This window comes from Streptomyces sp. NBC_01320 (genome assembly GCF_035974375.1).
In the GTDB taxonomy this organism is placed as follows: domain Bacteria; phylum Actinomycetota; class Actinomycetes; order Streptomycetales; family Streptomycetaceae; genus Streptomyces; species Streptomyces yanii.
On the sequence record NZ_CP108390.1, the window covers coordinates 6418648 to 6444955 of the forward strand.

A 26308-nucleotide genomic window follows, 5' to 3' on the forward strand; every position below is an offset into this window, starting at 1 on the left:
GTCATCGTGACGTAGCGTTCGCATCATGATCGACCAGCAGGTGCAGGTGTCGTTGCGAGGGGGTGCGCCGCGTCTTCCCGTGCGACCGCGGACCGGTCGGTTCCTCGTGCTGGCCGCAGTCTTCGTCTGCGCTGCCTGCGGACTGGTCTACGAGCTCGAACTGGTCGCTCTCGCCTCCTACTTGACCGGCGATTCCGTCACCCAGGCATCCGTCGTGCTCTCCGTGATGGTCTTCGCGATGGGGATCGGCTCGCTGCTCGCGAAACGTTTGCGCAGCCATGCCGCCGTGGGTTTCGGGCTGATCGAGGCGGCTCTCGCACTGATCGGCGGCTGCTCGGCGCTCGTGCTCTACGCGTCGTTCGCGTGGATGGGGGAGTCACGCTTCGCGCTGGTCGGGTTCTCGCTCGCCATAGGGATCCTGATCGGCGCGGAGATCCCGCTGCTGATGACGCTGATCCAGCGCGTCGACCGACAGGACGCGGGCGGGGCGGTCGCGGATCTGTTCGCCGCCGACTACGTGGGTGCGCTGGTCGGCGGACTGGCCTTCCCCTTCCTCCTGCTGCCGGCCCTCGGCCAGCTCACCGGGGCGCTGCTCACCGGCACGGTCAACGCGGCGGCGGGCGGGGCACTGGTGCTGTGGGTGTTCCGGCGGGACCTGACCCGGCGGTCCCGGTGGCTGCTGATCGTCGCCAACGTGACGGTGATCGCCCTGCTGGCCGCCGCCACGGTGCTCGTCGACGACTTCGAGCGGGTGGCACGGCGTGCGGTGTACGGGGACCGGGTGCGGGTCGCCGTACAGACCGATGTGCAGGAGGTCGTCCTCACCGGGGCCGGTCGCAGCTCCCTGGACCTCTTCCTGGACGGGCGGCTGCGCGTCAGCGCCCGCGACGAGTACCGGTACCACGAGGCCCTGGTCCATCCGGCGATGAACGGGCGCCATGCCCGGGTGCTGATCCTGGGTGGCGGCGACGGCCTGGCCGCCCGCGAGGTGCTGCGCTACCCGGACGTACGGAGCGTCACGGTCGTCGAGTTCGACCGCGGCGTCACCCGACTGGCCCGTACCGACCCCGCACTCTCCGCGCTGAACGCGCACGCGTACCGCGATCCGCGGCTGACCGCCGTCACCGCGGACGCGTTCAGCTGGCTGCGGGAGGTGTCGCACGGCGGCTACGACGTGGTGATCTCCGACCTGCCGGACCCCGGGATCACGGCGAGCACGAAGCTGTACTCGGCGGAGTTCTACGGCCTGGTCACAGAAGCCCTCGCGCCGGGCGGACGGCTGGTGGTGCACGCGGGCCCGCCCGTCGTCCGGCCCCGGACGTTCTGGACGGTCGAAGCGTCCATGAGAGCGGCGGGCCTGCGGACCCGCCCGTACCGTATCTGCGGCCGTCCGTCCGGCTTCGCGGCGGGCTCGGACCGCACGACGGACGCTGCGCAGGGCCGCCCCGACTGGGGCTTCGTCCTCGCCCGCCCGGGCGTGAGACCTCCGGCCCTTCACCTGCCTCCACGTCCGCCGAAACTTCGGTTCCTCTCGGAAGGGGAGCTGGCGCGGGCGGCCCGGTACGCGGAGGGCCGACGGCTGCGGGGCCAGGTGCCGTCGACGCTCGTGCATCCGCGGTACTGGGAGGAGCCGTGAGGGTGCGAGGGGTACGCCTGGTCCGGGGGATCGGAGGTGTGTCGCTCCGGGGGAGATCCCGTCTCTTCCGGGTGCGGAAGCGCTGACGGGGCGGCCGTGCCTGAGTAGGCTCGGTTTTCATGGAGCATGAGGTGTTCGTTCCGGTTCCGGTCCCGTCCCTGCTGCGGACGCTGGGCGACTCCGCCCGTGTCGCCCGCTGCGTGCCGGGCCTCCAGCAGGATGCCGACGTGTCCGTGGGCCCCCTGGCCGGCCGGCTCAAGGTCAGGATCGGCGGCCACACGATCACGTACCGCGGCACGCTGACACCGACCGCGCTGCCGGACGGGGCAGGGGTTTCCGTCACCGGTGAGGGCGTGGAGGCGCGGGGCACCGGCTCGGCGAAGCTCGGCCTGACGATCCGCCTGACGGAGACGGACGGCGGTACGACGATCGCGTTCACGGGCACGGCGGGCGGCGAGGGCCGCATCGTGGAGCTGGAACCGGAGACGGCGCTGGCGGCGGCGTACCGACTGCTGGACCGCTTCACGCAGCAGCTGGTGACCGAGACATTGGCGACGCACGGCGCGGGCGACCAGCCCGAGGGGGCGGCCGGGGAGCCTGCGGCGACCGCGGACGACGTGAGCGCCGACCGCGTGCGGTCCGAGGGGGCGGCATCCGGCGGACTGCCCGCCGCCTCCGCACCGTCCGACGAGGGACCGTCCGGCGAATCGCAGTCCGAGGAGGCACCCTCGGCCGAGGCGCCGTCCGACGGCACGCCCCCTGCCGAGGCCCCCTCCGACCGGACACCACCCGGCACCGGCTCGGCCTTCGAGACGCCGGTGCCGCCGCCCTCGCTCGACCCCAACGCGGACATGGGGTTCCCCGCCCCTGAGGGCCCGCCGGCCGAGGCCGCGCACGCGCGCCGGACCATGATCGGGCGCAGCGCGGAGGAGGTCGACCACGCGCCGCCGCGCGGCCGGTACGCCCCCGTGCCGTCGCCCGAGTCGACCACCGCCGGGGCCACCCTGCGCTGGGTGGCCCCGGCGGCCGCCCTCGCGCTCGCCTCCGCGGTCGTCATCGGCCGGGCGCTGCGGCGGCGGAGGTAGCGGCGCCAGTAGTGTCGTCGTGTGAGCAGTAGCGAGAAGAACGTCCGGCTGTCCGTCGGCGACGCCGAGTTGACCGTGGATCCCGCCAATGGCTGCCGTATCAGCAGCCTCCGGATCGGGGGCACCGAATTGCTGCGGCAGGGGGAGCGGTACGGCTGTTTCCCCATGGTGCCGTGGTGCGGGCGGACCGAGAACGGCCGGTTCCACAATGGCGATGTGCTCCACCAGCTGCCGCTGAACTCCCCGCCGCACGCCATCCACGGCACCGGCCGTGACACCGCGTGGCTCACGGCGAAGGAGGGCGGGACCGACGCTGCGTTCTACTACGACCTGGCTGAGCCGTGGCCGTATCCGGGCCGCGTCACCCAGACCTTCGAACTGGCCGAGGACTCGCTCACGCTCGCGTTCGGCATCGAGACGTACGGGGACTCGTTCCCCGCACAGGCCGGCTGGCACCCTTGGTTCCTGCGCAACCTCGGAACCGGCGGCGACGACGTGCAGATCGGCTTCGACGCCGCCTGGCAGGAGGAGCGGGGTGAGAACCATCTGCCGACCGGCCGCCGGATCCCGCCGCTGCCCGGCCCGTGGGACGACTGCTTCGGGATGCCCGACGGGGTCGACGTGACGCTCACCTGGCCGCAGCAACTGGAACTGAAGGTGAAGAGCCGGACCGAGTGGGTCGTCGTCTACGACGAGCAGGACGAGGCGGTCTGCGTGGAGCCGCAATCGGGTCCGCCGAACGGACTGAACACCGCGCCGCGCTATGTCACCCCGATCGACCCGCTGGAGATCGTGGCGACCTGGAGCTGGCGCAGGCTGTGAGGCGGGCGGCCTTAAGCTCGTAGCCATGACTGACGTACGTGCTGAGCTGCTCCAGCAGATCAAGGACAAGGCCGTGGTACACGGCAAGGTGACCCTCTCCTCGGGTCTTGAGGCCGACTGGTACATCGACCTGCGCCGCATCACGCTGGACGGCGAGGCTGCTCCGATGGTCGGTCGGGTCATGCTGGACGCGACCGCCGAGCTCGACTACGACTGCGTGGGCGGGCTGACCCTGGGCGCCGACCCGGTGGCCACGTCGATGCTGCACGCTTCCGCAGCGCGCGGGGGGCGGATGGACGCGTTCGTCGTCCGCAAGGCGCAGAAGGCGCACGGGATGCAGCGCCGGATCGAGGGCGCGGACGTGAAGGGCCGTCGCTGCCTGGTGGTCGAGGACACCTCGACGACCGGCGGTTCGCCGCTTACGGCTGTGGAGGCGGTGCGCGAGGCCGGTGGCGAGGTCGTCGCTGTCGCCACGATCGTGGAGCGGGGTGCGGCTCCGGCCATTGCCGAGGCGGGTCTCCCGTACATCCACGCCTACACGGTGTCGGACCTCGACCTGACCTGATCGCTGGCCTGACCTGCGTTTTTCTTCGAGGGCGGACGGTTTCACGTGAAACCGTCCGCCCTCGTCGTATGCCTCCAGCGGTCCGGCCCGACCGCCCAGGGAGTCCGCCGGGTGGAGCCGGAGCGAGAGTCTGGGAAGATGGGGGCGACGATGACGTCGCCCCCAGGTCAGGGAACCAGCAACGCACACCCGCACATCCCAAGGAGCGGACAGATGCCCATCGCAACCCCCGAGGTCTACGCCGAGATGCTCGACCGGGCGAAGGCAGGCAAGTTCGCCTACCCGGCCATCAATGTGACGTCGACCCAGACCCTGCACGCTGCACTGCGCGGCTTCGCGGAGGCTGAGAGCGACGGCATCGTCCAGATCTCCACCGGTGGGGCGGAGTTCCTGGGCGGCCAGCACAACAAGGACATGGTCACGGGCGCCGTTGCCCTCGCCGAGTTCGCGCACATCGTCGCCGCCAAGTACGACATCACGGTCGCGCTGCACACCGACCACTGCCCCAAGGACAAGCTGGACGGCTACGTACGTCCGCTGCTCGACATCTCCGCCGAGCGCGTCGCCAAGGGCCTGAACCCGCTGTTCCAGTCCCACATGTGGGACGGTTCGGCCGAGACCCTCGCCGACAACCTGGCCATCGGCCAGGAACTGCTGGCCAAGGCCGCCGCCGCCAAGATCATTCTTGAGGTCGAGATCACCCCGACCGGTGGCGAGGAGGACGGCGTCACGCACGAGATCAACGACGAGCTGTACACCACCGTCGACGACGCGCTGCGTACCGCCGAGGCGCTCGGTCTGGGTGAGAAGGGCCGCTACCTGCTGGCCGCGTCCTTCGGTAACGTGCACGGCGTCTACAAGCCGGGCAACGTCGTGCTCCGCCCCGAGCTGCTGAAGGACCTCCAGGAGGGCGTCGGCGCCAAGTACGGCAAGGCGGCTGGTAGCCAGCCCTTCGATTTTGTCTTCCACGGCGGCTCCGGCTCCACCGAGCAGGAGATCGCCACCGCGCTGGAGAACGGCGTCGTGAAGATGAACCTCGACACCGACACCCAGTACGCCTTCACCCGCCCGATCGTGGACCACGTGTTCCGCAACTACGACGGCGTGCTGAAGGTCGACGGCGAGGTCGGCAACAAGAAGGTCTACGACCCGCGCAGCTGGGGCAAGTCCGCCGAGGCGGGCATGGCCAAGCGTGTCACGGAGGCCTGCGCCAACCTGCGTTCCACCGGCACGAAGCTGAAGTAGCAATAGGTACGAACGGCGGCCGTGGGCCCGGCACTCCCTGGGGGTGCCGGGCCCACGGCACGTCCGCGAACGAGCAGAAGGAGCACTGGTGCAGGAGAGCGCACGCTATGACTTCGACACCGTCGTCGACCGCAGGGGCACCTGGTGCGTCCAGTGGGACGGAGTCGCCGACCGGTTCGGGGTCGACGGACTCCTCCCGTTCACCATTTCGGACATGGACTTCGAGACCGCCCCGGAGGTGCTGACCGCGCTGCGGACCCGCCTCGACCACGGCGTCCTCGGCTACACCAGCTGGCAGCACGACGACTTCCGGTCGGCGATAGCGCACTGGTACGGGACCCGGTACGGCACCGAGCTGGACACCGGCCGGCTGGTCTACGCCCCGTCGGTGCTCAGCCAGCTCTCGCAGCTCCTCCAGATGTGGACGGCGCAGGGCGACGGCGTCGTCGTCCACACCCCCACGTACGACGGCTTCCGCAAGGCGATCACCGGTCTCGGCCGGGAGCTGCGAGGCGTGCCGGTGGGCGACACGGAGGCGCTGGAGCGGGAGCTGGCGCGCCCCGACGCGAAGGTGCTGGTGCTGTGTTCGCCGCACAACCCGACCGGCCGGGTGTGGACGGAGCCGGAGCTCGTCGAGACGGCGGCGCTGGCGGCGCGCCACGGGGTCGCGGTGATCAGCGACGAGATCCACGCGGACTTCGTGCACGAGGGCCATCGGCATGTGCCGTGGGCGCGCGTGGCAGGTGCGGGCGGGGGGCGCTGGGCGGTGATCTCGTCCGCCTCGAAGTCCTTCAACTTTCCGGCGCTGACCGGCTCGTACGGCATCATCGGCGACCCGGTGGACCGGACGGAGTTTCTGCGGCGCATGGAGACGGCCGAGGGGCTCGCCTCCCCGGCGGTCCTGTCGCTGACCGCGCACATAGCCGCGTACCGGGAGGGCGGGGAGTGGCTGGACGCGGTCCGGGCGTACGTCTCCGACAACCTGGCACTGGTCGCGGAACGCCTGAACACGGCCTTTCCCGAGCTGTCCTGGGAACCGCCGCAGGCCGGCTACCTGGCGTGGATCGACCTGCGCCCGCTGGGTGTGGACGACGAGGCGCTGCAGCGGGTGCTGATCGAACGCGAGAAGGTCGCGATCATGCCGGGGGCGGTGTACGGCGCGGAGGGCTTCCTGCGTCTGAACGTCGGGTGCCCGCGCAGCAAGGTGGAGGCGGGCGTCGAGGCGCTGATCCGGGCGCTGGGGGCGGTGCGGGCGTCGAGGGGCTGATCCGGGACCGGCAGGTGCCCGTGCCGGACTGGCCGCCTCCCGCCGGACCGGGGATGCTGCTCGCATGGTCGAGACACCCGCCGGTCAGATCCGTGCCGCCTCCGCACCCGGGCGCTGGGTCGTTCTGACCACCGTCCTCGGGTCCGCCATGGCCTTGCTCGACTCCACCGTCGTCAACGTCGCCCTGCCCCGTATCGGCAAGGACCTCGGCACCGATCTGGCCGCTCTCCAGTGGACCGTCAACGCCTACATGCTGACCCTTGCCGGGCTGATCCTGCTCGGTGGGGCGCTCGGGGACCGGTACGGACGGCGGCGGGTGTTCGTCGTGGGGGTGGTGTGGTTCGCTGCCGCCTCGCTGCTGTGCGGCGTCGCGCCGAATGCCGGCGTGCTGATTGCGGCCCGGGCCCTTCAGGGGGTGGGCGGGGCGCTCCTCACGCCCGGGTCGCTGGCGTTGATCCAGGCCAGTTTTCACCCGGACGACCGGGCGCGCGCGGTCGGGCTGTGGTCCGGCTTCGGTGGGGTGGGGGCGGCGATCGGGCCGTTCGTCGGGGGGTGGCTCGTCGACGGGCCGGGGTGGCGGTGGGTGTTCCTGATCAATGTGCCGGTCGCCGTGATCTGTGTGCCGGTCGCGCTGCGGCACGTACCGGAGTCGCGGGACCCGCACGCGCACGGGCGCTTCGATGTTCTGGGGGCCGTGCTCGGCGCGCTGGCTCTGGCCCTCGTGACGTACGCGTTGGTCGAGGCTCCCGGGCAGGGGGCGTCAGCTGCGGTGATCGGGGCGGCCGTGGGCGGAGTGCTGCTCGGGGTGGCGTTCGTGCAGGTGGAGCGGCGGCGGGCGAACCCCATGCTGCCACCGTCGGTGTTCGAGTCCCGACTGTTCACCGCCGTCAATGTCGTCACACTCTGCGTGTACGCGGCGCTCGGCGGCTATTTCTTCCTCTCCGCCATTCAGCTCCAGGTCGTGGCCGGGTACTCCGCGCTCGGGGCCGGGACCGCCCTCCTTCCGAGCACCGTGCTGATGCTGCTCTTCTCCGCCTCGTCGGGCGAGCTCGGGCAGCGCATCGGCCCCCGTATCCCGCTCACCGTCGGGCCGCTGCTGGCCGCCGCCGGGATGCTGCTCATGCTGCGGGTGGGGCCCGGCGACGCCTCCGTCTCCGCGTACGTCCAGCACGTGCTGCCCGCCGTCGCCCTGCTCGGCCTCGGCCTGGTCACCCTGGTGGCGCCGCTCACCGCGACCGTCCTCGCCTCCGTCGACACCTCGCGCGCCGGGCTGGCCAGCGGGATCAACAACGCCGCCGCCCGCGCCGCCGGCCTGATCGCCGTGGCCGCGCTGCCGCTGCTCGCCGGGATGGGGCCCGAGGCGTACCGCGACGCCGGTGAGTTCGCCGCGACCTTCCGGCGGGCCATGCCGATGTGCGCCGGGCTGATGGTGCTGGGCTCGGCGATCGCCTGGGCGACCGTACGGACACCGCCCGCGGACCGGAAGGGCAGGGCGCGTCCGGAATGCACCGTGCACTGCGGTGTCGTGGCACCTCCCCTGGAGCCCGCGCGGGACGAGAACGGGGAGCCGGGCCGGACCTGACCGCTCGGGGCGCCCGGCTACCCCCGACGCGCATGTGCCAGGCACACTTGAACCCATGTCCATCCACGAGAACCTGCTCGGGGGGCCTCCCCCGACCCACCTGCCCGACGACCCGGAGCCGCGCGAGCTGCTCGCGAACGGCACCGCCCCCGCCGACGTCGCCGCGAAGTACCCGACATCCTCCCTGGCCTGGGCGCAGCTCGCCGACGAGGCGTTCGAGGGCGGCCGCGTCATCGAGTCGTACGCCTATGCCCGCACCGGCTACCACCGCGGCCTCGACGCGCTCCGCAGGGCCGGCTGGAAGGGCCACGGGCCCGTACCGTTCGAGCACGAGCCGAACCGCGGTTTCCTGCGTGCCCTGCACGCCCTGGCGCGCGCCGCGCAGTCGATCGGTGAGCAGGAGGAGTACGAGCGCTGCTCGACGTTCCTCCGCGACTCGTCGCCGACCGCCGCCGAGATCCTGGGATAGCGGGCGCATACGCCCTGTTCACGGCCCCGCAGACGTATCGCCGTCTGCGGGGCCTGCGTCTTTCGCGGGGCTCCGCTTAGGATGCGGACAGGGGACCGGAGCTCCATCACCTCACGGAAGGGGCGGACCGCTACCCGGAAGCTCGTGTCGAGGAGACAGCAATGTCGACGATCCACCCCGACCCCGAAGCCACCGGTGCGGACACCCCGCACCTGGACTTCGCGGGAACGACTCCGTACGAGGACTATGTCCAGGCGGATGTCCTGACCCACCTCCAGCACCTCCGCTCCGACGACCCGGGCGAGATGGTCTTCCTGGTCACCACTCAGGTCATGGAGCTGTGGTTCACGGTCATCGTCCATGAGTGGGAGACCGCGGCGCTCGCCCTCCGCGAGGACCGGCTGCCGGTCGCACGCGATGCGCTGAAGCGGTCGGTGCGGGAACTCGAGGCGCTCAACGCTTCCTGGACGCCGCTCGCCCAGCTCACCCCCGCCCAGTTCAACTCCTACCGTGGCGCACTCGGTGAGGGCTCCGGCTTCCAGTCGGCGATGTACCGGCGGATGGAGTTCCTGCTCGGCGACAAGTCCGCGTCCATGCTCGTACCGCACCGGGGTGCACCCCGCGTCCACGCCGAACTGGAGAAGGCGCTCGCCGAACCGGGTCTGTACGACGAGGTGCTCGCTCTGCTCGCCCGGCGCGGGCACGCCGTACCGCAGGCCGTGCTCGGCCGTGACCTGACGCAGAAGTACGAGCCGTCCCCCGAGGTCGAGGCCGTCTGGGCGGAGATCTACGCCGATCCCGAGCGGCACGAGGAGCTCGTCCGGCTCGGCGAGGCGCTCACCGACGTCGGTGAACTGGTGTGGCGCTGGCGCAACGACCACCTCGTCGCCACGCGGCGCGCGATGGGCTCGAAGACCGGCACCGGCGGCTCCGCCGGGGTCGCGTGGCTGGAGAAACGTGCCACGAAGAACGTGTTCCCGGAGCTGTGGACGGCGCGCAGCCATGTCTGAGACCTTTGCCGCGCGGGCCGCGGCACTCGACGCCGCCGACGAACTCGCCGATCTGCGGAAGCTGTTCACCCTCGACGACACCGTGTATCTCGACGGCAACTCGCTGGGGGCGCTGCCCCGGCACGTACCCGCCCGGATGCAGGAGGTCCTCACCCGCGAGTGGGGTGAGCTGCGCATCCGGTCCTGGGACGAGAGCGGCTGGTGGACCGCGCCCGAGCGGATCGGCGACCGGATCGCCCCGCTCGTCGGGGCCGCCGCCGGGCAGATCGTGGTGGGCGATTCGACGAGCGTGAACGTCTTCAAGACCGTCGTCGCCGCGAGCAGGCTGGCGCCCGAAGGACGCGACGAGATCCTGGTCGACGCGACGACGTTTCCCACGGACGGCTACATCGCCGAGTCCGCCGCCCGGATGACCGGGCACCGGCTCGTCCCCGTCGCCCCGGCGGACGTGCCGGGCGCGGTCGGTCCCCGTACCGCGGTCGTCCTGCTCAACCACGTCGACTTCCGTACCGGCCGGCTGCACGACCTGCCCGGTCTCACCGCCGCCGTGCACGCGGCGGGCGGGCTCGCGGTCTGGGACCTGTGCCACAGTGCGGGTGCGCTGCCGGTCGGGCTCGACGCGCACGGGGTGGACCTGGCGGTCGGCTGCACGTACAAGTACCTCAACGGCGGGCCCGGTTCGCCCGCCTATCTGTACGTCGCCGAGCGGCACCAGGCGGCCTTCGACTCGCCGCTGCCGGGGTGGACCTCGCACGCCGACCCGTTCGCGATGGAGCCGGGCTACGCCCCGGCCGACGGTTCCGTCCGCGGCCGGGTCGGAACCCCCGACATCCTGTCCATGCTGGCGCTCGAAGCGGCGCTGGACGTGTGGGACGGGGTGCCGGTCGAGGCGGTACGGGCCAAGTCACTGGCGCTGACGGACTTCTTCCTGGAGTGCGTCGGGGCGTATGTGCCGAAGGGCGTGGTCGTCTCGGTCACCCCGGGGGCGCACGGGGAGCGCGGCAGCCAGGTGTCGTTGCGGTGTGTGGACGCGGCGGTCGCCGAGCCTGCGATGCGGGCGCTCATCGCCCGGGGCGTGGTCGGGGATCTGCGGCGGCCGGATGTGCTGCGGTTCGGGTTCACGCCGTTGTACGTGGGGTTCGCGGATGTGGAGCGGGCCGCGCGGGTGCTGGGTGAGGTGGTGAGCGGGCCGCTCGGCGGCGTGTGACGCCTGCCGCGTCCCCACGGACAATCCCCGTGGGGACGCGGCGCCCTGTGCTGATACCGTCCCCGCTGGTCAGGCCAGTTGGGCACCTCTGTCGGATGGTTGGAGCAGCATGTCGGATTCCGCCGCGCGTGATCGGGACGCAGTCGAGACCGAGTCGGCGTTCTCGCATCCGACTGTCGCCCCCGACGCCACCGCCGCCTACGGGACCCACCCCGACCAGGTGATCGACTTCTACGCCCCGCGCGACGGGCGGGCCGGGGCGCCCGTCGTGGTCGTCCTGCACGGCGGTGCGTGGCGGGCACCGTACGACCGGCAGCATGTGTCGCCGCTCGCGGACTTCCTGGCCCGGCGGGGGTTCGCCGTCGCCAATGTCGAGTACCGGCGCGGCAGCGAGATCCCGCAGCAGCGCGGTTCCGGTCCGGTCGCGGGCCGTTGGCCCGAGACGTTCGACGACGTCGCCGCGGCGATGGACGCGCTGCCCGCACTGCTGGCCCGCGAACTGCCGGCGGCCGATGCGCGGCGGATCGTCGTCACCGGTCACTCCGCGGGCGGTCACCTGGCGTTGTGGGCAGCGGCCCGGCACGTCCTCCCGGAAGGGTCGCCGTGGCGACTGCCCGCGGCGCCGCCGCTGCGCGGTGTTGTCGCCCTGGCGCCGATCGCCGACTTCACCGCGGCGGTGGAGCTGGATGTCTGCTCCGGTGCGGTGGGTCAACTGCTGGGCAGGGAAGAAGACTTCGCGGCGAGGAGCCCGTACGCCGACCCGGCTGTGCTGCTGCCGACGGGAATCGCCACGGTGCTGGTGCAGGGACGCACCGACCTCACGGTGCCGCAGGCGGTCGCGGAGGCGTTCGTCGACGCGGCGGCGAAGGCCGGGGAGACCGTGGGACTGACGCTGCTGGAGGAGGTCGGGCACTTTCCGCTGATCGATCCGGCGGCGGATGCGTGTGCGGTGGTGGCGGAGGAGATTGCGCAGCTGGCGTGGTGACAGGAGGTGCAGGGCGTCCGGTGACCGCACTTTTGGCCGCGACCGGTCCGCCCGGGTGGGGCGCGTAGTCCTTGGGACGGATGCCGCAGGATCCGTATCACTGCTGACGACGTCGTGTGGCGGGCCCCCTACCGTGGGAGCGTGACCCAGACCACCAAGACCAGAAGTCCCGAGTTCCGGCTGGCCGCAGGGGCGATAGGCGGCCTGCGGCAGGACCTCTTCCATGATGCGTTCGCCTACAGTTCGCTGGCGCCCATGCGGACCGACCGGGCGCTGGCCCGGCTGCTGCCCGAGCGGATGCGTGCGCGGGCCGCCTGGACGCCGCACGCGCTGGTCGGGCTGGCCGCGCTGATCACCGTCCTCCTGGGCCTCACCGTGGCGGACGGCTCCGGGGCCTGGTCCGGGATCGAGATCATCGTGACCGGGCTGCTCCCGGCGCTGACCGTCGCGATGACGCTGTTCCGGCCGGTCGGCGCGTTCTGGATGTCGATGGCGCTCACTCCGGTGACAGCCGTGATCACCGGCGGCGAGTGGCCGTGGGTGCCGAGCATGTTCCTCGCGCACCTGGTGGTGCTCGTCGTGGTCGCGGCCCGGACCCGGCCGCGTACCGCCGCCTGGATGTGGGTCCTGACCGTGGTGCTCGGCACCTTCCTGGAGAACTTCGGCTGGCACTACTCGTCGACCACCGGGCCCATGGCCGTGGCCTCCGCGTTCGCCCTGCTCGTGGTGAGCGTCGTGCAGATCCGCCGGGAGGCGGAGCGCGAGGTGACCGTGCAGCGCACCGTCACCGCCGTGGAACGCGACCGGCGCACGCTGCTGGAGGAGCGCACCACCATCGCCCGTGAGCTGCACGACGTGGTCGCCCACCACATGTCGGTCGTCGCGATCCAGGCCGAGGCGGCCCCGTACCGGGTGGAGAACCCACCCCCCGAGCTGGAGCAGGCCTTCGTCACCATCCGGGAGAACGCCGTCGCCGCCCTCACCGAACTGCGCCGGGTGCTCGGCGTCGTACGGGCCGAGGACTACCGGGCGCCGGACGCACCGCAGCCCACCCTCGCCGCACTCGACGGACTGCTCGCCAACGTGGCCGACGCCGGACTGGTGGCCGAGAAGACGATCACCGGCGCGGTACGTGAACTGCCGCAGGGCGTCGAGCTGTCGGCGTACCGGATCATCCAGGAAGCCCTCAGCAACACGTTGCGGCACGCCCCGGGCGCCGCTGCCAAGGTCGAGATCGGCTATGTGCTGGGCGGGCTCGGGCTGCGGGTCGTCAACGGGCCGCCGACCGGTCCGGTGAAACCGTCGCAGGGCGCCGGGCACGGGATCACGGGGATGCGGGAACGGGTCGCGATGCTGAACGGCGAGATGACCGCCGAGCCGGCCGCGGACGGCGGTTACGAGATCACCGCGTTCATTCCCGTACCCCTGGCCCAGGAACCGACGCAGAGCGAGACCTCATGAACGACATCCGTGTCCTGATCGTCGACGACCAGATGATGGTCCGCGAGGGCTTCTCGGTACTCCTGGGTGCGATGCCGGGCATCGAGGTCGTCGGTGAGGCGGTCGACGGACGGCAGGCCATCACCCAGGCCGCAACGCTCCGCCCCGACGTGGTCCTGATGGACATCCGGATGCCGGAACTCAACGGCATCGAGGCGACCCGCGAGATCGTCGCCAACGACGCGGCCGCCAAGGTGCTGGTGCTGACGACGTTCGACCTCGACGAGTACGTGTACCAGGCGCTGCGTGCCGGGGCGTCCGGGTTCCTGCTGAAGGACGCCTCCGCACGTCAACTCGCCGATGGGGTACGAGTGGTGGCGGCCGGGGAAGCACTGCTGGCACCGACCGTCACCAAGCGGCTGATCACCGAGTTCTCGCGGCTCGCCGGAGCCCCGCGGCCACCCGCGCTGGCTCGGATCGGCGATCTGACGGAGCGCGAGACGGAGGTGCTCGTCCTCATCGCTCAGGGGTTGTCGAACGCGGAGATCGCCTCGCATCTGGTGGTCGCCGAGTCCACCATCAAGACGCATGTGAGCCGGATCCTGGTGAAGCTCGGGCTGCGGGACCGCACGCAGGCCGCGGTGTTCGCGTACGAGGCCCGCCTGGTCACCCCCTCCTGACCACCTCTTCCCCTTGAGGGCCGCTCGTGACTAAACCGGCCGGTCCGGTTAGCGTCGGTTTATGCACCCGTCTCCGCAGCCCGCCGCCACCGCTTCGTTCGACCCCTGGTCGCCGGCGTTCGTCGCCGACCCGTACCCCGCGTACACCGCGCTGCGGGCCGCCGGCCGGGTGCACCGGTTCGAGCCCACGAACCAGTGGCTCGTTCCGCACTACGCCGATGTGTCCGCACTGCTGCGGGACCGGCGCCTGGGTCGGACGTATCTGCACCGCTTCACGCACGAGGAGTTCGGTCGTACGCCCCCGCCCGCCGCGCACGAGCCCTTCACCACCCTCAACGGGCAGGGGATTCTCGACCTGGAGGCCCCCGACCACACCCGGATCCGGCGCCTGGTCTCGAAGGCGTTCACCCCACGCACGGTCGAGCAGCTCGTCCCGACGGTGCAGCGGCTCGCCGCCGAGCTGGTCGACAGCTTTGTGGAGGCCGGCGGCGGCGACCTGCTCGCCGCGGTCGCCGAACCGCTGCCCGTCGCCGTCATCGCCGAGATGCTCGGCATCCCCGAGTCCGACCGCGGGCCGTTGCGGCCCTGGTCGGCGGCGATCTGCGGAATGTTCGAACTGAACCCGTCCGAGGAGACCGCGAGCGCCGCCGTCCGCGCCTCGGTGGACTTCTCCGCATATCTGCGGGAGCTGATCGCGGAGCGCCGCAAGAACCCCGGCACGGATCTGATCTCCGCGCTCATCGCCGCGCACGACGAAGGGGAGCGGCTCAGCGAGCAGGAGATGATCTCCACGTGTGTCCTGTTGCTGAACGCGGGCCACGAGGCGACGGTCAACACCACCGTGAACGGCTGGTGGACGCTGCTGCGTCACCCCGAGCAGCTGGCGGCCCTCCGCGCCGACCACGGGTTGCTGCCCACGGCCGTGGAGGAGTTGATGCGGTACGAAACTCCGTTGCAGATGTTCGAGCGCTGGGTCCTCGACGACATCGAGATCGACGGCACGGTCATTCCGCGCGGCTCCGAGGTGGCTCTGCTCTTCGGCTCCGCCAACCGCGACCCGGCGCGCTTCGCGGACCCGGACACGCTGGACCTGTCCCGGCAGGAGAACCCGCACATCACCTTCGGTGCGGGCATCCACTTCTGCCTGGGCGCTCCACTCGCCCGGGTCGAACTCGCCGCTTCCTTCGGTGAGTTGCTGCGCCGGGCGCCCCGGATGCGACTGGTGTCCGAGCCGGAGTGGAACCCTGGCTATGTGATCAGGGGCCTGAAGGAGTTGCGCGTGGAGCTGTGACCGGAAGCGTTCCTCTCGGCACCCCGGTCCGCAGGGCGGTGGCGGGCCGGTGGTGTCCTCGATCTCCTCCATGGCCCAAGGGTGTGGGGGCCCCTCGACGGGCTTGAACATCAAGCCCGTCCGGCGATTGAGGACAGGAACGGTCACCCGCTCACCCCTGCACGTCCCGCCGCCGGAGCGCTCCCAGTCCGGCCGCCACCAGGACCACCGCGCCCGCCGTGAGCCACAGCGCCGGCGGCCACTGCATCTCCGTGCCCGGCAGCTTCGGCAGGTGGCTGAACGGTGACAGGTTCATCACCGGCTGCGGCATGTTCACCGCCGGCCCGATCCACCCCAGGGCCAGGCAGATCCCGACGACTCCCCACGAGGCCACTGCCGCCTTCGGGAGCGCGCCGTACAGCAGGACGGTGAGACCTCCGAGCAGCCAGACGGCGGGCAACTGCGCCAGCGACGCGCCCAGTACGGCCGGGAGTTCGTGGCCGTAGCCGGCGGCCAGACCGAGGCCTCCGACCGCCATGATCAGTGCCGCGCCGCCGAAGGCGATGACCAGGTGCCCGGCCGCCCAGCCGATCCGGCTCACCCCGCCTGCCAGCACGGGTTCGGCGCGCCCCGCGGTTTCCTCGCCGTGCAGCCGCAGCACCGACGCGACGATGTACAGCGCGGCCACCATCCCCAGCATCCCGACCATCGCGGCGAGGAACGCGTCGGTCAGACCGGCCTGTCCGCCCATCCGTTCGAAGATTTCCTTCGTCTTCTCGTTGGTGCCGACGAGGTCCGCCGCCCCGCCGGTGAGCCCGCCGAAGACGGCGCCGACCGCGGCGAACGACAGTGTCCACCCGATCAGAGCACCGCGCTGCAGCCGCAGTGCCAGCCCGAACGCCGTGGAGATCCGTCCTGTCGCAGGTCCGGGACGCGTCGGCAGGAAGCTCATGCCGACATCACGCCGCCCGGCGAGGGCGTACGCGATCCCGCCCTGGATCAGCACCGCGGCCCCGATCACCAGCAGCACCCACCAGCGTTCGTCTGCGTAGGCCCGGACGTTCTCCGCCCAGCCGATCGGTGAGAGCCAGTTCAGTACGGACGAGGCGTCATCCGTCGACGAGTCGCCCGCGGCCTTCAGGACGAACGCGGCGCCGATCACCGCCGCCGTCAGCCCCTTCGCGAGCCGTGCGCTCTCCGTGAGCTGGGCGGCGATCGCTGCGGTGCAGGCGAACAGCACCCCGATTCCGGCGACCGTCAGCGCGAGCGCCACCGCCCCGGCGCCGCCCGCCCCGGATCCGGCCATCCCGGCGACGATCATCAGGGCGAGTGCGGCGTCGGCGATCAGTGCGGCGAGGAGGGCGGAGGTCAGTGGGGCGCGGCGCCCCACCATGGCGGCGGAGAGCATTTCCTGGCGGCCGGTCTCCTCCTCCTCGCGGGTGTGCCGGATGACGATGATCAGGCTCATCACGGCTGCCATCGCGGCGCCGAAGCCGACCATGCGCCAGGTGACGAGACCGCCGACGGAGTCGTTGAAGACGGGTCCGTACACCGCGCGCAGCGAACTGTTGCCGTTCATCGAGGCGGCGAGTTCGGCGCGCTGGGCCGCGGTGTCATACAGCGAGGAGAAGGACTTCCCGACGGAGGAGAACGACCCGCCGAGCACGATCACCCAGATCGGCATCATGATCCGGTCGCGTCGCAGCGCGAGCCTGAGCAGGGTTCCGGTGCCGGTGAGCTGCCCGCCCCGGGCGGAGCGTCCGGCACGAGTCGCGGACACGGTTGCGGCAGTCATCGCGCCGTCACCCCCGTGCGTTCGTCGGTGTCCGCGGCGTAGTGCCGCAGGAAGAGTTCCTCCAGCGTGGGCGGGGTGCTGGTCAGCGACCGCACGCCGGACGCGGTGAGCGACCTGAGGACGGCGTCGAGCTTGTCCGTGTCGACCTGGAGCGTGACCCGCATGCCCTGGATGTCGATGTCGTGCACGCCGGGCAGGTGCGCGAGCCCGTTGGGCGCGCCGGCCAGTTCGGCGGTGATGCTCGTACGGGTCAGATGCCGCATGTCCGCCAGCGAACCGCTCTCCACCGTGCGCCCCTGCCGGATGATGCTGACCCGGTCGCAGAGCGCCTCGACCTCGCTGAGGATGTGGCTGGAGAGCAGGATCGTCCGTCCGCGCTCGCGCTCCTCGGCGACGCAGTTCTGGAAGACCTCCTCCATGAGCGGGTCGAGCCCGCTGGTCGGCTCGTCGAGGATCAGCAGATCCACGTCGGAGGCGAACGCGGCGACGAGGGCGACCTTCTGCCGGTTGCCCTTGGAGTACGTACGCCCCTTCTTGGTGGGGTCGAGTTCGTACCGCTCGATGAGGTCGGCACGGCGGGCCGGGTCGAGGCCTCCGCGCAGCCGGCCGTACAGGTCGATCACCTCGCCGCCGGAGAGGTTGCGCCACAGAGTGACGTCACCGGGGACGTATGCCACGCGCCGGTGCAGCTCGACCGCGTCGTTCCAGGGGTCCCGGCCGAGCAGCTGGGCGGCGCCGGAGTCGGCCCGCAGCAGGCCCAGCAGGACCCGGATGGTGGTGGACTTCCCGGAACCGTTGGGCCCGAGGAAGCCGTGAACCTCACCGGTCTCGACCGCGAGGTCGAGGCCGTCCAGCGCGTGTGTCCGCCCGAACGACTTGTGCAGTCCGGCCACGGTGATTGCCTTCGTCATGTTTCTGAACGTACGCTACATTCACAAACTTGTGAAGTTAAGGAAGCGTATAAAGTCGGGGTATGGCCCGGGGCCGGAGAACCCGCAGGAAATTCAGGGGAGACGATGGGGCGATGAGCAGCGAAACCGGCGCGGACGGGCGTGAGCGCGAGCCGGAGTCCGAGCACGCGCGCGACGAGGAGGCCGTGTCGCGGTTCGTGGAGCGCTTCGCGGCCGAGATGACCGAGGCGGGCATGCAGCGCATGGCGTCCCGCGTCTTCGCGGCGCTGCTCGCGGACGACGACGGCTCCATGACCTCGGCGGAGCTCAGCGAGCAGCTTCGGATCAGCCCGGCCGCGGTCTCCGGCGCGATCAACTACCTCACGCAGGTCAGCATGGTCGGCCGCGAACGCGACCCGGGCTCGCGCAGGGACCGCTACCGCCTGCACAACGAGATCTGGTACGCCACCTTCGCCGGCCGCGACCGGGTCCTGACCCGCTGGGAGCACACCCTCAAGGAGGGTGCACAGACCCTCGGTCCGGACACACCTGCCGGCACGCGGCTCGCGGAGACCGCGGAGTTCTTCGAGTTCCTGCAGACGGAACTGGTCGGCGTGATGGACCGCTGGCGCGACTACCGCAAGAAGTTCGACCTTCCGGAAGGGAAGAGCTAGTGCCGTGACCGGCAATGTTCGCCCCATGAGGAGCGTGCGTACCGGACGGTGCGACGGGGCAAAGCTTGCCGGGAGGGGCACTGGGCAAAGCGGAAGAGCCTGGCAAGAGGCCCGGGACACTGGGCCCTGGGCCTCGGCTCGGAACGGCTCAGGTCAGCGGGTGCGACGTCCGGCCGGACGCCTGGTCGATCTCGTCGTGCGCCTTGGTCAGCAAGTTCATGGCGAGTTCGTTCAGTGCTCTGGCACCCGCGATCTCCTCGCCGACCCTCGGCTGCTGGGAGTCGGAGGGGTGGCGGCTGGCGTATCCGTGCGCACGTACCTCGTTCCCGTCGGGAAGCCGTACGAGGGCGGCGGCGCGGGTGCGGTGGTTGTCTTCCTCGAATTCCAGCTCGATGTGCCATCCGACAGCGGTTTTCATCATGGCGAACACCTCCAGGACCTGCTACCAGGGTGCGCCTCTTTCCGCGCCCGCGCTCGGTGTGTCAGGGGCCGGTCGCGCGCAGGTCGCGGCAGGTGCGACACACCCCCTGAACCCTCACGTGCGCCCCCCGGCGCGGGGATCATCCACCCTCCGCCGCCACCGGCAGCATCAGCCCCCACGCACCCGCCCGCACCGTCCACGTCCTCGTCCGGACCGGGCCGCCGACCTGTATGTCCGCCCGGTAGCGGAAGTCCGCACCGGAGACCGTGACCGCCTTCGCCTCCGCGGTCACGGGTTCGCCGGTCGTCGTCCGGACCACCACGTCCGCCAGGCCCCCGTCACCGCGCTGCGCGCTCACCGTCACCGACTCGACCGGGCGGTCCAGATCGTTCAGCAGCACCCCGTCCACCTCGACCCGCAGCCGATGGGTGCGGGGCGGGACGGGCGGGGCCGGCGACGGGGCGGGGCGGACCAGGGTCCGTACGAGGGAGCGGCAGGTGTCCCAGACCGCCGTGACACCCGTGTGCGCCGTCGCCGTGCCCGGTGCCGCGGACAAGGCGGGGATGCGCAGGGCGCCCAGGACGACCCCGTCGCTGTCGTCGACCAGCAGGTCGAGCCGGCGCACCGCCCCGTCCAGTGCCGCGCGCGCCGCGGCCACCGCGCCGAGGGGCACGCCGAGCGAATGCGCGAGTTCCAGCGCGGCCGCGGCACCCACCGGGACCAGCGAGAGCGCTGCACCGGCCAGCTCCCGCTCCCGGTGCAGGAGGGTCACGGCGCGCAGCAGCGACCGGTCGTCGCCGACGACCACCGGCCGCCTGCTGCCCCGGCGGGACAAGGCCCGCGCGAACTCCTCCGGACTGTCCGGGAGGCAGATCTTGGCGTGCGAGCCGGCGCTCAGCACGTCCTTCGCGATCCGGACGGACTCACCGTCGGTCCGGCGGGCGACCGGGTCGATGACCACCAGCAATTGGTCCGTACCGTTGCCGGGGGGCTGGGCAGCCGACACCTCGGTCCTTCCTCGGGTAGCATCTTGGTGCAAGAGCCCCTTGCGCTATTGCGCCAGGGGCTTCGTCTATTCCGGGGCACCCGGTTCGACGGTTCAGGCTTCGTCGTACATCGTCGTACGGCATGTACGGCGTTTTCGTACGCCCCCTGACCTTGGACATGCCCCGCCCGGAAGGGGTGTACGCCTGTGCCCGCACTTGTGCTGCTCGGTGCTCAGTGGGGTGACGAGGGCAAGGGAAAGGCCACCGACCTCCTCGGTGGATCCGTGGACTATGTGGTGCGTTACCAAGGCGGCAACAATGCCGGCCACACGGTGGTCGTCGGCGACCAGAAGTACGCACTTCATCTCCTCCCCTCCGGAATCCTTTCGCCGGGGTGTACCCCGGTCATCGGTAACGGTGTCGTCGTCGACCCGGCGGTCCTGCTCTCCGAGCTGAGTGGGCTCAACGAGCGCGGCGTGGACACGTCCAAGCTGCTGATCAGCGGCAACGCTCATTTGATCACTCCGTACAACGTCACCATCGACAAGGTGACGGAACGGTTCCTCGGGAAGCGGAAGATCGGCACGACCGGCCGTGGTATCGGCCCGACGTACGCCGACAAGATCAACCGTGTGGGCATCCGCGTCCAGGACCTGTACGACGAGTCGATCCTGGAGCAGAAGGTCGAGGCGGCCCTGGAGCAGAAGAACCAGCTCCTCGCCAAGGTCTTCAACCGCCGCGCCATCGAGTCCGGCAAGATCGTCGAGGAGATGCTCCAGTACGCGGAGCAGATCAAGCCGTACGTCGCGGACACGACGCTGATCCTCAACGACGCCATCGACGCGGGCAAGGTCGTCCTCTTCGAGGGCGGTCAGGGCACGCTGCTCGACGTCGACCACGGCACATACCCCTTCGTCACCTCGTCGAACCCGACCGCGGGCGGCGCCTGCACCGGTTCCGGTGTGGGCCCGACGAAGATCAGCCGGGTCATCGGCATCCTCAAGGCATACACCACGCGCGTCGGCGCCGGTCCGTTCCCGACGGAGCTGCTCGACGAGGACGGCGAGGCGCTGCGCCGGATCGGTGGCGAGCGCGGTGTCACCACCGGCCGCGACCGCCGCTGCGGCTGGTTCGACGCGGTGATCGCACGGTACGCGACCCGGGTCAACGGTCTCACCGACTTCTTCCTCACCAAGCTGGACGTGCTGACCGGCTGGGAGCAGATCCCGGTGTGTGTCGCGTACGAGATCGACGGCAAGCGCGTCGACGAGCTCCCGTACAGCCAGACCGACTTCCACCACGCGAAGCCGGTCTACGAGATGCTGCCGGGCTGGTCCGAGGACATCACGAAGGCCAAGACCTTCGCCGACCTGCCGAAGAACGCGCAGGCGTACGTGAAGGCGCTGGAGGACATGTCCGGCGCCCCGATCTCCGCGATCGGTGTCGGCCCCGGCCGGACCGAGACCATCGAGATCAACTCCTTCCTGTAGGACGGCACGACGCGGAAGGGCCGGGACGCAGGCGTCCCGGCCCTTCCGCGCGTTCAGTCCTCCCCGCAGATCCGCAGCCCCTTCGGCGTCGCGCACGGCAGATGACCGTGGGTACGGACGACGTCCTGGCCGCTGCCTCGGCTCAGATAGCCCAGGAAGCTGGAGGCCAGTGAGTCGGCGGGCGGCCGGCCGTAGGTGTACGCGTACTCGATCTCCCGGTACGGGTAGCTGCTGGAGCCGATCGTGTCGACGGACGGGACGGTGGAGTCGATGGCGAGCTGGTGCGCTCCCGACAGCTTGGTTCCCGCACGCAGTTCGCTGTAGCCGATCGCGCCGTCCAGCCGGCCGACGGTGGACAGGACCTGTTCGGTGGAGTCGAGTTCGCAGCGGATGACCCGGGCCGCGGCATCGTCCTTGGTGGTGCAGTCGCGGGAGGACTGGGCCGGTTCGTTGTGGCCGAGGACGCGGCGCTGGAAGACCTCGCGAGTGCCGGAGTTGGCGTCTCTGCTGACCAGGAGTACGGGCAGGTCGGGACCGCCGAGCGTCTTCCAGTTGCGGATGTCGCCCCGGTAGATCTTCCGGATGGTGGCCAGGGTCAGGTTCTTCACCGGGACCCGGTCGTTGACGACGAGGCGGAAGAGCGAGACCGCGATCCGGTTCTCGCGCAGCTGCGGATAGCCGTCCGGCTTGGGGCCGTCGGAGAGGGCGATCAGCGCGGGGGAACCGGACGTCCCGGCTCTGGCGCCCCGGTCGGCGAGCTCCCGTATCCCGGCGTTGCTGCCGTGCGCGTCCACAGTGACGGTGGAGCCCTCGCACTCCTTCTCGTACTTCTTCGCCAGCTCCCGCACGACCGGTTCGAAGGCGGTGGAGCCGGTCACCGTCAGGGTGCCCCGGGCGCAGCCCATCGGGGGCGGGGTGTCGTCGCGGACCAGGATGATCGAGGCCAGGGTGATGACGCAGACGGTCAGGGCCACGGTGATGAGCCGGGCGGCCCGGCCGAACATCGGGGGCTTCTCGTCGGGGCGGACGGCGCTGTTCGGTGTCACCTCGCCGTCCCGGATGCCGCCCGTGATTCTGATGGGGCTGCCCACGTGCGCCCCGGTGAGCAGCACCAGCAGCTTGAAGTGCTCGCCCCGGTTGAGGGGGACACGTGGCAGCCGGATGAGGGGGCCGCTGTGCCGCATCCCGCCCGCCGGGGTGAAGTGCTCCATCAGATGGTCGGCGCCCGGTGCCTGGGTGACCGCGATGCCGCGGACGGTGCGGCCGGTGAACTCGACGGTCAGTCCGTGCAGTTCGCGGCCGGTGTAGTCGTTGTCGGCGATGGACTGCGAACCGTCGTTCTCGATGCGCAGCAGGACGAGTGTGGCATCGGCCATGTCCGGCGTCTCGCTGAAGAGCCCGAGCCGCACATTGGCGCGTCCCTGGCTGACGTCGCTGCCGATCGGCGTGTCCATCTGGACCCGGTAGCCGATGCGCCCCCGGCGGGGTACGCGGCGCTCATACCAGAGCACTCCGACGGAGGCCAGGACACCGAGCACGGCGGTGCACACGGCCACGATGTTCTCGGCGCTGAACCACTGCACGGCTTTCTCACACCTCCGGTCTCCCGTTCGAGTCACCGTATGGGCGTGGCAAGGGAGTTGGTGGCGAAGGGCGAGTCCCGACAGCAGACGTTCGCCCGCCGTTCGTCCGGCGGACGGGGGAGCGGACCGGCCGATCCTGCTGACCGATCGATCAGTTCGGCCTCCCCCGCAGGCGGGGGAGGCCGTCAGACCAGTGGCTTCACGGACATCAGAAGATGCCGGTGCGTGGGGTCGCCCTCAGGTTCGTCCCCGGCCGTCCGGCCGATGATCATGGCGCGCTGGCCGGGACCCATCATGCGGAACTGCACGACCGGCGCGTCGAACGAGGCCAGGGCATCCATCAGGTACGAGGGGTTGAAGGCGACCGTCAGCTCGTCGGCGCCCTTCAGGGCCGCGGGCAGCCGCTGGGACGCGACATCGTCCTCGTACCCCGCCTGAAGCAGCACCGAGCTGTCGGAGAAGGTCAGATGGAGCGGGCTGTCGCCGTCCGCGACCACCGCGACGCGCTTGACGGCCTCGACCAGGGGCGCCCGGTCCGTGACCGCGGTCGTCGGGTCCGCCATCGCGAACAGCTTGTCGTGGCGGGGGAGTCGGCCGTCCAGGAGGCGAACCGTGGTCCGCATCCCGGCGAGTTCGAAGCCGGCCGATCCGACGTCCAGTGCGACGCGGACCATGCCGGAGCGGCCGAAGGAGCGGGCGATCTCGGTCAGTCGCCGGGCCGACACCACCACATCGGCCGTGACGTCCGCCGCCTCCGGTTTCCATCCGAGCGTGCGCACCGCGAAGCGGTACCGGTCCGTGGCGGCCAGCGTCATCGTGTCGCCGTCGAGCCCCAGCCGGATCCCGGTGAGGGTCGGCAGCGTGTCGTCCCGGCCCGCGGCCACGGTCACATGGGCGACGGCCGCGGCGAACTCCTCGGAGTCCACCGCTCCCAGCACCTCGGGCAGCGGCGGCAGCGCCGGATAGTCGTCGAGCGGCAGCACGGACAGCCCGAACCGGGCGCCGCCGCCGGTCACGGAGAACCGCGAACCCTCCACCGCGCACACCACCGGACTCTCGGGCAGCACCCGGCACACATCGAGCAGCCGTCGGCCCATGACCAGGACCTTCCCGGCCCGTACGGTCTCCGCCCCCACCTCGATGCGGGCGGACGCCTCGTAATCCAGGCCGGAGATCCGCAACACCGCGCCGTCGGCCTCCAGCAGCAGCCCGCCGAGCACGGGTACGGGCGACCGGGCGGGCAGCACCCGGGCCGCCCAGGCCACGGCATCCGTCAGTGCGTTGCGATCAATGCGGAACTCCATGCGCGGGGCCTCTCTCCGTCGGACCAACGAGATCCGACGCTAGAGGGCGCCACTGACAATCGACCGCGGACCGGCGTCGCGCGGCCGACGGCAGCGACCACCCCCGTGGGTCGCTGCCGTCGGCCACCCGGCCGTCCCCCGACGCCCCTGTGCCCACGGACGGCACCCGACATCCCCCGACATCCATGCCGTCCGCGGAACACGTTCGGACTGTAGGTCGGCGGGTTCCCGACAGGAAGATTCAATTCGCACGGTGTGGGCAACTCGGGGGTAACAGTCCGCACAGCCAAACCGGTACTCTGCACTCCGGTTATCTCCACTGCCGGGGACAGAAGCAGGGGGGGCGGAAGCAGGGACAGACGGGCACGAGTACGGAGCGGAGGGCCTGTGCGAGCGCAGGAACGGGCCGACGACGTACTGCGGATGAACCGCCTGGCCCGCGTCGGTGGCGTGCAGGAACTGCTGCGCTGGCTGTCGGGGCGCGCCGACGGCTGGGCCGGACTGCTCCACGACGACGGAACCGTCCTGCACGCCGTGGCACGGACCCCGGACCGTACGAGCGCCGCGGCCGTCACGCTCGCCTCCGACGGCGCAAGGGAACTGACGGCCCTCGGCGCGCGCTCCTTCACCCTCGACCGCGGCCAGGACACCGCTCTGCTGCTTCCTCTCGATGGCCCGCCCGATGCCCGTGACGCCCGCGTCCCGGTCCTCGCCGTCGTCACGTGCCGTCCGCTGCCGGACGGGCTGGCCACGCTCCTCGCCGACGCGGTGATGCCCCTGGCCTTGTGCTGGGCGGTCGAATCGGTCGAACGCAAACGCCGCCGCGTCGACCTCGCGGAGTCCCGCGGCCGGGAAGCGGTGCTGCATCTGCTGATGACCGGTCAGCTCTCCATCGCCCACCAGGTCGCGGGTGCTCTGAAGCCCAGGCTGCCGGACCCCGTCCAGGTGTGCGTGGTGGAGTGCCCGGGCGGGCGGCGGGACGAGGTGGCGAAGGTCTGCGCGGATCTCTCCGGCGGACGGTCCTGGATCGTGCGGTGTCCGGTGTACGCACGCCACTTGATCCTCGTCGTGCCCGCCGGCCAGGGTGGGACCGAGCCGCGACTCGGCCGTGAAGTCGCCGTCGTGGTGGACGACTGCGTGGTCGGCGTGAGCGAGGAGGTTCCGCTCAGCGACACGGCGACCGGATACCGGCAGGCGTTCCATGCCCTGGCGGTCGCCCGCGGACTGCCCGTCCGCCACGCCCGGTTCGGCTCGGCACCGGAACCGGCCCTGCTCGTCGGCGCCGAGGGCGCACAGTGGGCCGACGACCTGCTGGCGCCCCTCCTCACCTACCTGCCCCGGCGCAGCCAGGACCCCGGCAGTCAGGAACTGGCGGCGACGCTGGGTTCCTGGCTCGCGTTCTCGTCCCATGCGACCAAGCATCTGAAGATCCACCGCAACACCTTGTCCGCACGCCTGCGGTTGATCGGCGAGCTGCTCGGACGCGACCTCAACCGGCTCGCCGACCAGGCCGCACTCGACCTGGCGCTGCGGATCCGCGCCACACCCGCCCGCGCACCAAGTCCTGCCGAGCCCGGGAAGGTGGTCCGCTCCCTGGACGAGATCCTGCGCCGCCCCGACGTTCGGGAGTGGGCGGCCCAGCAACTGCAACCGCTCCGCCGGAACGGCGGGGCGGCCGAGGCGACGGTCCGGTGCTGGCTGGACCGCGAGGCTCAACTGGCCCCGACGGCAGAGGCATTGGGGATCTCCGTGCCGGGCGCCCGCAAGCGCCTCACCCGGATCGAAGCAGCACTCCAGCGCTCTCTGCTCCAAACACCCAGCGCACGTTACGAGTTGTGGCTGGCTTTCCGGGCGCTGGCTGTTGCGGGTGTCACCGACGCGGTGTGAGTTTCACTGCAGGGC

Annotated in this window: 23 protein-coding genes; 17 read left to right on the forward strand and 6 right to left on the reverse strand. The window is 71.1% G+C overall.

Features of this window, described 5'->3' with window-relative positions:
- Positions 1–25 precede the first annotated feature (25 nt).
- From OG395_RS29210 to OG395_RS29275, 14 genes are all read left to right on the forward strand, one after another.
- Positions 26–1636: a polyamine aminopropyltransferase gene (locus OG395_RS29210; RefSeq protein WP_327245581.1), complete on the forward strand. Its 1611-nt coding sequence runs from the start codon at positions 26–28 to the stop codon at positions 1634–1636.
- A 119-nt stretch (positions 1637–1755) separates the two neighbouring features.
- Positions 1756–2721 carry an SRPBCC domain-containing protein gene (locus OG395_RS29215; RefSeq protein WP_327245582.1) on the forward strand — a complete coding sequence of 322 codons (966 nt, stop codon included), beginning with the start codon at positions 1756–1758 and terminating at the stop codon, positions 2719–2721.
- A 21-nt stretch (positions 2722–2742) separates the two neighbouring features.
- Positions 2743–3543, forward strand: coding sequence for an aldose epimerase family protein (locus OG395_RS29220; protein WP_327245583.1), 801 nt, complete (start codon positions 2743–2745; stop codon positions 3541–3543).
- 25 nt (positions 3544–3568) lie between these two features.
- The gene (gene pyrE, locus OG395_RS29225) at positions 3569–4108 is read left to right on the forward strand and encodes an orotate phosphoribosyltransferase (RefSeq protein WP_327245584.1); all 540 of its coding nucleotides are present in this window, start codon (positions 3569–3571) and stop codon (positions 4106–4108) included.
- A gap of 213 nt (positions 4109–4321) precedes the next feature.
- Positions 4322–5353 carry a class II fructose-bisphosphate aldolase gene (fbaA, locus tag OG395_RS29230; protein ID WP_327245585.1) on the forward strand — a complete coding sequence of 344 codons (1032 nt, stop codon included), beginning with the start codon at positions 4322–4324 and terminating at the stop codon, positions 5351–5353.
- A gap of 88 nt (positions 5354–5441) precedes the next feature.
- Positions 5442–6620, forward strand: coding sequence for a MalY/PatB family protein (locus OG395_RS29235; protein ID WP_327245586.1), 1179 nt, complete (start codon positions 5442–5444; stop codon positions 6618–6620).
- 64 nt (positions 6621–6684) lie between these two features.
- Positions 6685–8202, forward strand: a complete 1518-nt coding sequence (locus OG395_RS29240) for an MFS transporter (protein WP_327245587.1) — start codon at positions 6685–6687, stop codon at positions 8200–8202.
- Between the two features lie 55 nt (positions 8203–8257).
- Positions 8258–8671 (forward strand): DUF3151 domain-containing protein, encoded by a 414-nt coding sequence (locus OG395_RS29245; RefSeq protein ID WP_030977723.1) that lies wholly within the window; start codon positions 8258–8260, stop codon positions 8669–8671.
- A gap of 161 nt (positions 8672–8832) precedes the next feature.
- Positions 8833–9681 (forward strand): tryptophan 2,3-dioxygenase family protein, encoded by an 849-nt coding sequence (locus tag OG395_RS29250; protein ID WP_327245588.1) that lies wholly within the window; start codon positions 8833–8835, stop codon positions 9679–9681.
- On the forward strand, positions 9674–10888 hold the full coding sequence (gene kynU, locus OG395_RS29255) for a kynureninase (protein ID WP_327245589.1): 1215 nt from the start codon (positions 9674–9676) through the stop codon (positions 10886–10888). The genes OG395_RS29250 and kynU overlap by 8 nt, the downstream gene beginning before the upstream one ends.
- 109 nt (positions 10889–10997) lie before the next feature.
- The gene (locus OG395_RS29260; protein ID WP_327245590.1) at positions 10998–11873 is read left to right on the forward strand and encodes an alpha/beta hydrolase; all 876 of its coding nucleotides are present in this window, start codon (positions 10998–11000) and stop codon (positions 11871–11873) included.
- Positions 11874–12014: 141 nt separating this feature from the next.
- Positions 12015–13334, forward strand: coding sequence for a sensor histidine kinase (locus tag OG395_RS29265; RefSeq protein WP_327245591.1), 1320 nt, complete (start codon positions 12015–12017; stop codon positions 13332–13334).
- Positions 13331–13993 carry a response regulator transcription factor gene (locus tag OG395_RS29270; RefSeq protein ID WP_327245592.1) on the forward strand — a complete coding sequence of 221 codons (663 nt, stop codon included), beginning with the start codon at positions 13331–13333 and terminating at the stop codon, positions 13991–13993. Before OG395_RS29265 ends, OG395_RS29270 begins: the two co-directional genes overlap by 4 nt.
- A 61-nt stretch (positions 13994–14054) precedes the next feature.
- Positions 14055–15284, forward strand: a complete 1230-nt coding sequence (locus OG395_RS29275) for a cytochrome P450 (protein ID WP_327245593.1) — start codon at positions 14055–14057, stop codon at positions 15282–15284.
- 151 nt (positions 15285–15435) lie between these two features.
- On the opposite strand, the gene OG395_RS29280 is transcribed toward OG395_RS29275, so the two are convergent.
- Positions 15436–17058: an ABC transporter permease gene (locus OG395_RS29280; protein WP_327245594.1), complete on the reverse strand. Its 1623-nt coding sequence runs from the start codon at positions 17056–17058 to the stop codon at positions 15436–15438.
- Positions 17055–17969, reverse strand: coding sequence for an ABC transporter ATP-binding protein (locus OG395_RS29285; RefSeq protein WP_327245595.1), 915 nt, complete (start codon positions 17967–17969; stop codon positions 17055–17057). The genes OG395_RS29280 and OG395_RS29285 overlap by 4 nt, the downstream gene beginning before the upstream one ends.
- Before the next feature lie 113 nt (positions 17970–18082).
- Between OG395_RS29285 and OG395_RS29290 the strand changes: the two genes are divergently transcribed.
- Positions 18083–18622, forward strand: a complete 540-nt coding sequence (locus OG395_RS29290; RefSeq protein WP_327245596.1) for a GbsR/MarR family transcriptional regulator — start codon at positions 18083–18085, stop codon at positions 18620–18622.
- Positions 18623–18770: 148 nt separating this feature from the next.
- Here the strand turns inward: OG395_RS29290 and OG395_RS29295 are convergent, their stop codons facing one another.
- Together OG395_RS29295 and OG395_RS29300 are read right to left on the reverse strand one after the other, a co-directional pair.
- A complete protein-coding gene (locus OG395_RS29295; protein ID WP_327245597.1) occupies positions 18771–19043 on the reverse strand; it encodes a DUF1876 domain-containing protein in 273 nt (90 codons plus the stop codon).
- Between the two features lie 139 nt (positions 19044–19182).
- The gene (locus tag OG395_RS29300; protein ID WP_327245598.1) at positions 19183–20049 is read right to left on the reverse strand and encodes a diacylglycerol kinase; all 867 of its coding nucleotides are present in this window, start codon (positions 20047–20049) and stop codon (positions 19183–19185) included.
- Positions 20050–20235: 186 nt separating this feature from the next.
- Here OG395_RS29300 and OG395_RS29305 point away from each other — a divergent pair, with 186 nt between their 5' ends.
- On the forward strand, positions 20236–21519 hold the full coding sequence (locus tag OG395_RS29305; protein ID WP_327245599.1) for an adenylosuccinate synthase: 1284 nt from the start codon (positions 20236–20238) through the stop codon (positions 21517–21519).
- A 53-nt stretch (positions 21520–21572) separates the two neighbouring features.
- Here OG395_RS29305 and OG395_RS29310 read toward each other — a convergent pair whose 3' ends face one another.
- Both OG395_RS29310 and dnaN read right to left on the reverse strand, forming a co-directional pair.
- Complete coding sequence (locus tag OG395_RS29310) at positions 21573–23102, reverse strand: substrate-binding domain-containing protein (RefSeq protein ID WP_327245600.1); 1530 nt, start codon at positions 23100–23102, stop codon at positions 21573–21575.
- A 185-nt stretch (positions 23103–23287) separates the two neighbouring features.
- Positions 23288–24406 (reverse strand): DNA polymerase III subunit beta, encoded by a 1119-nt coding sequence (gene dnaN / locus OG395_RS29315; RefSeq protein WP_327245601.1) that lies wholly within the window; start codon positions 24404–24406, stop codon positions 23288–23290.
- A 423-nt stretch (positions 24407–24829) separates the two neighbouring features.
- Between dnaN and OG395_RS29320 the strand changes: the two genes are divergently transcribed.
- Entirely contained in the window at positions 24830–26293 is a 1464-nt protein-coding gene (locus OG395_RS29320) for a helix-turn-helix domain-containing protein (protein WP_327249495.1), read from the forward strand.
- The last annotated feature ends 15 nt before the right edge of the window (positions 26294–26308 follow it).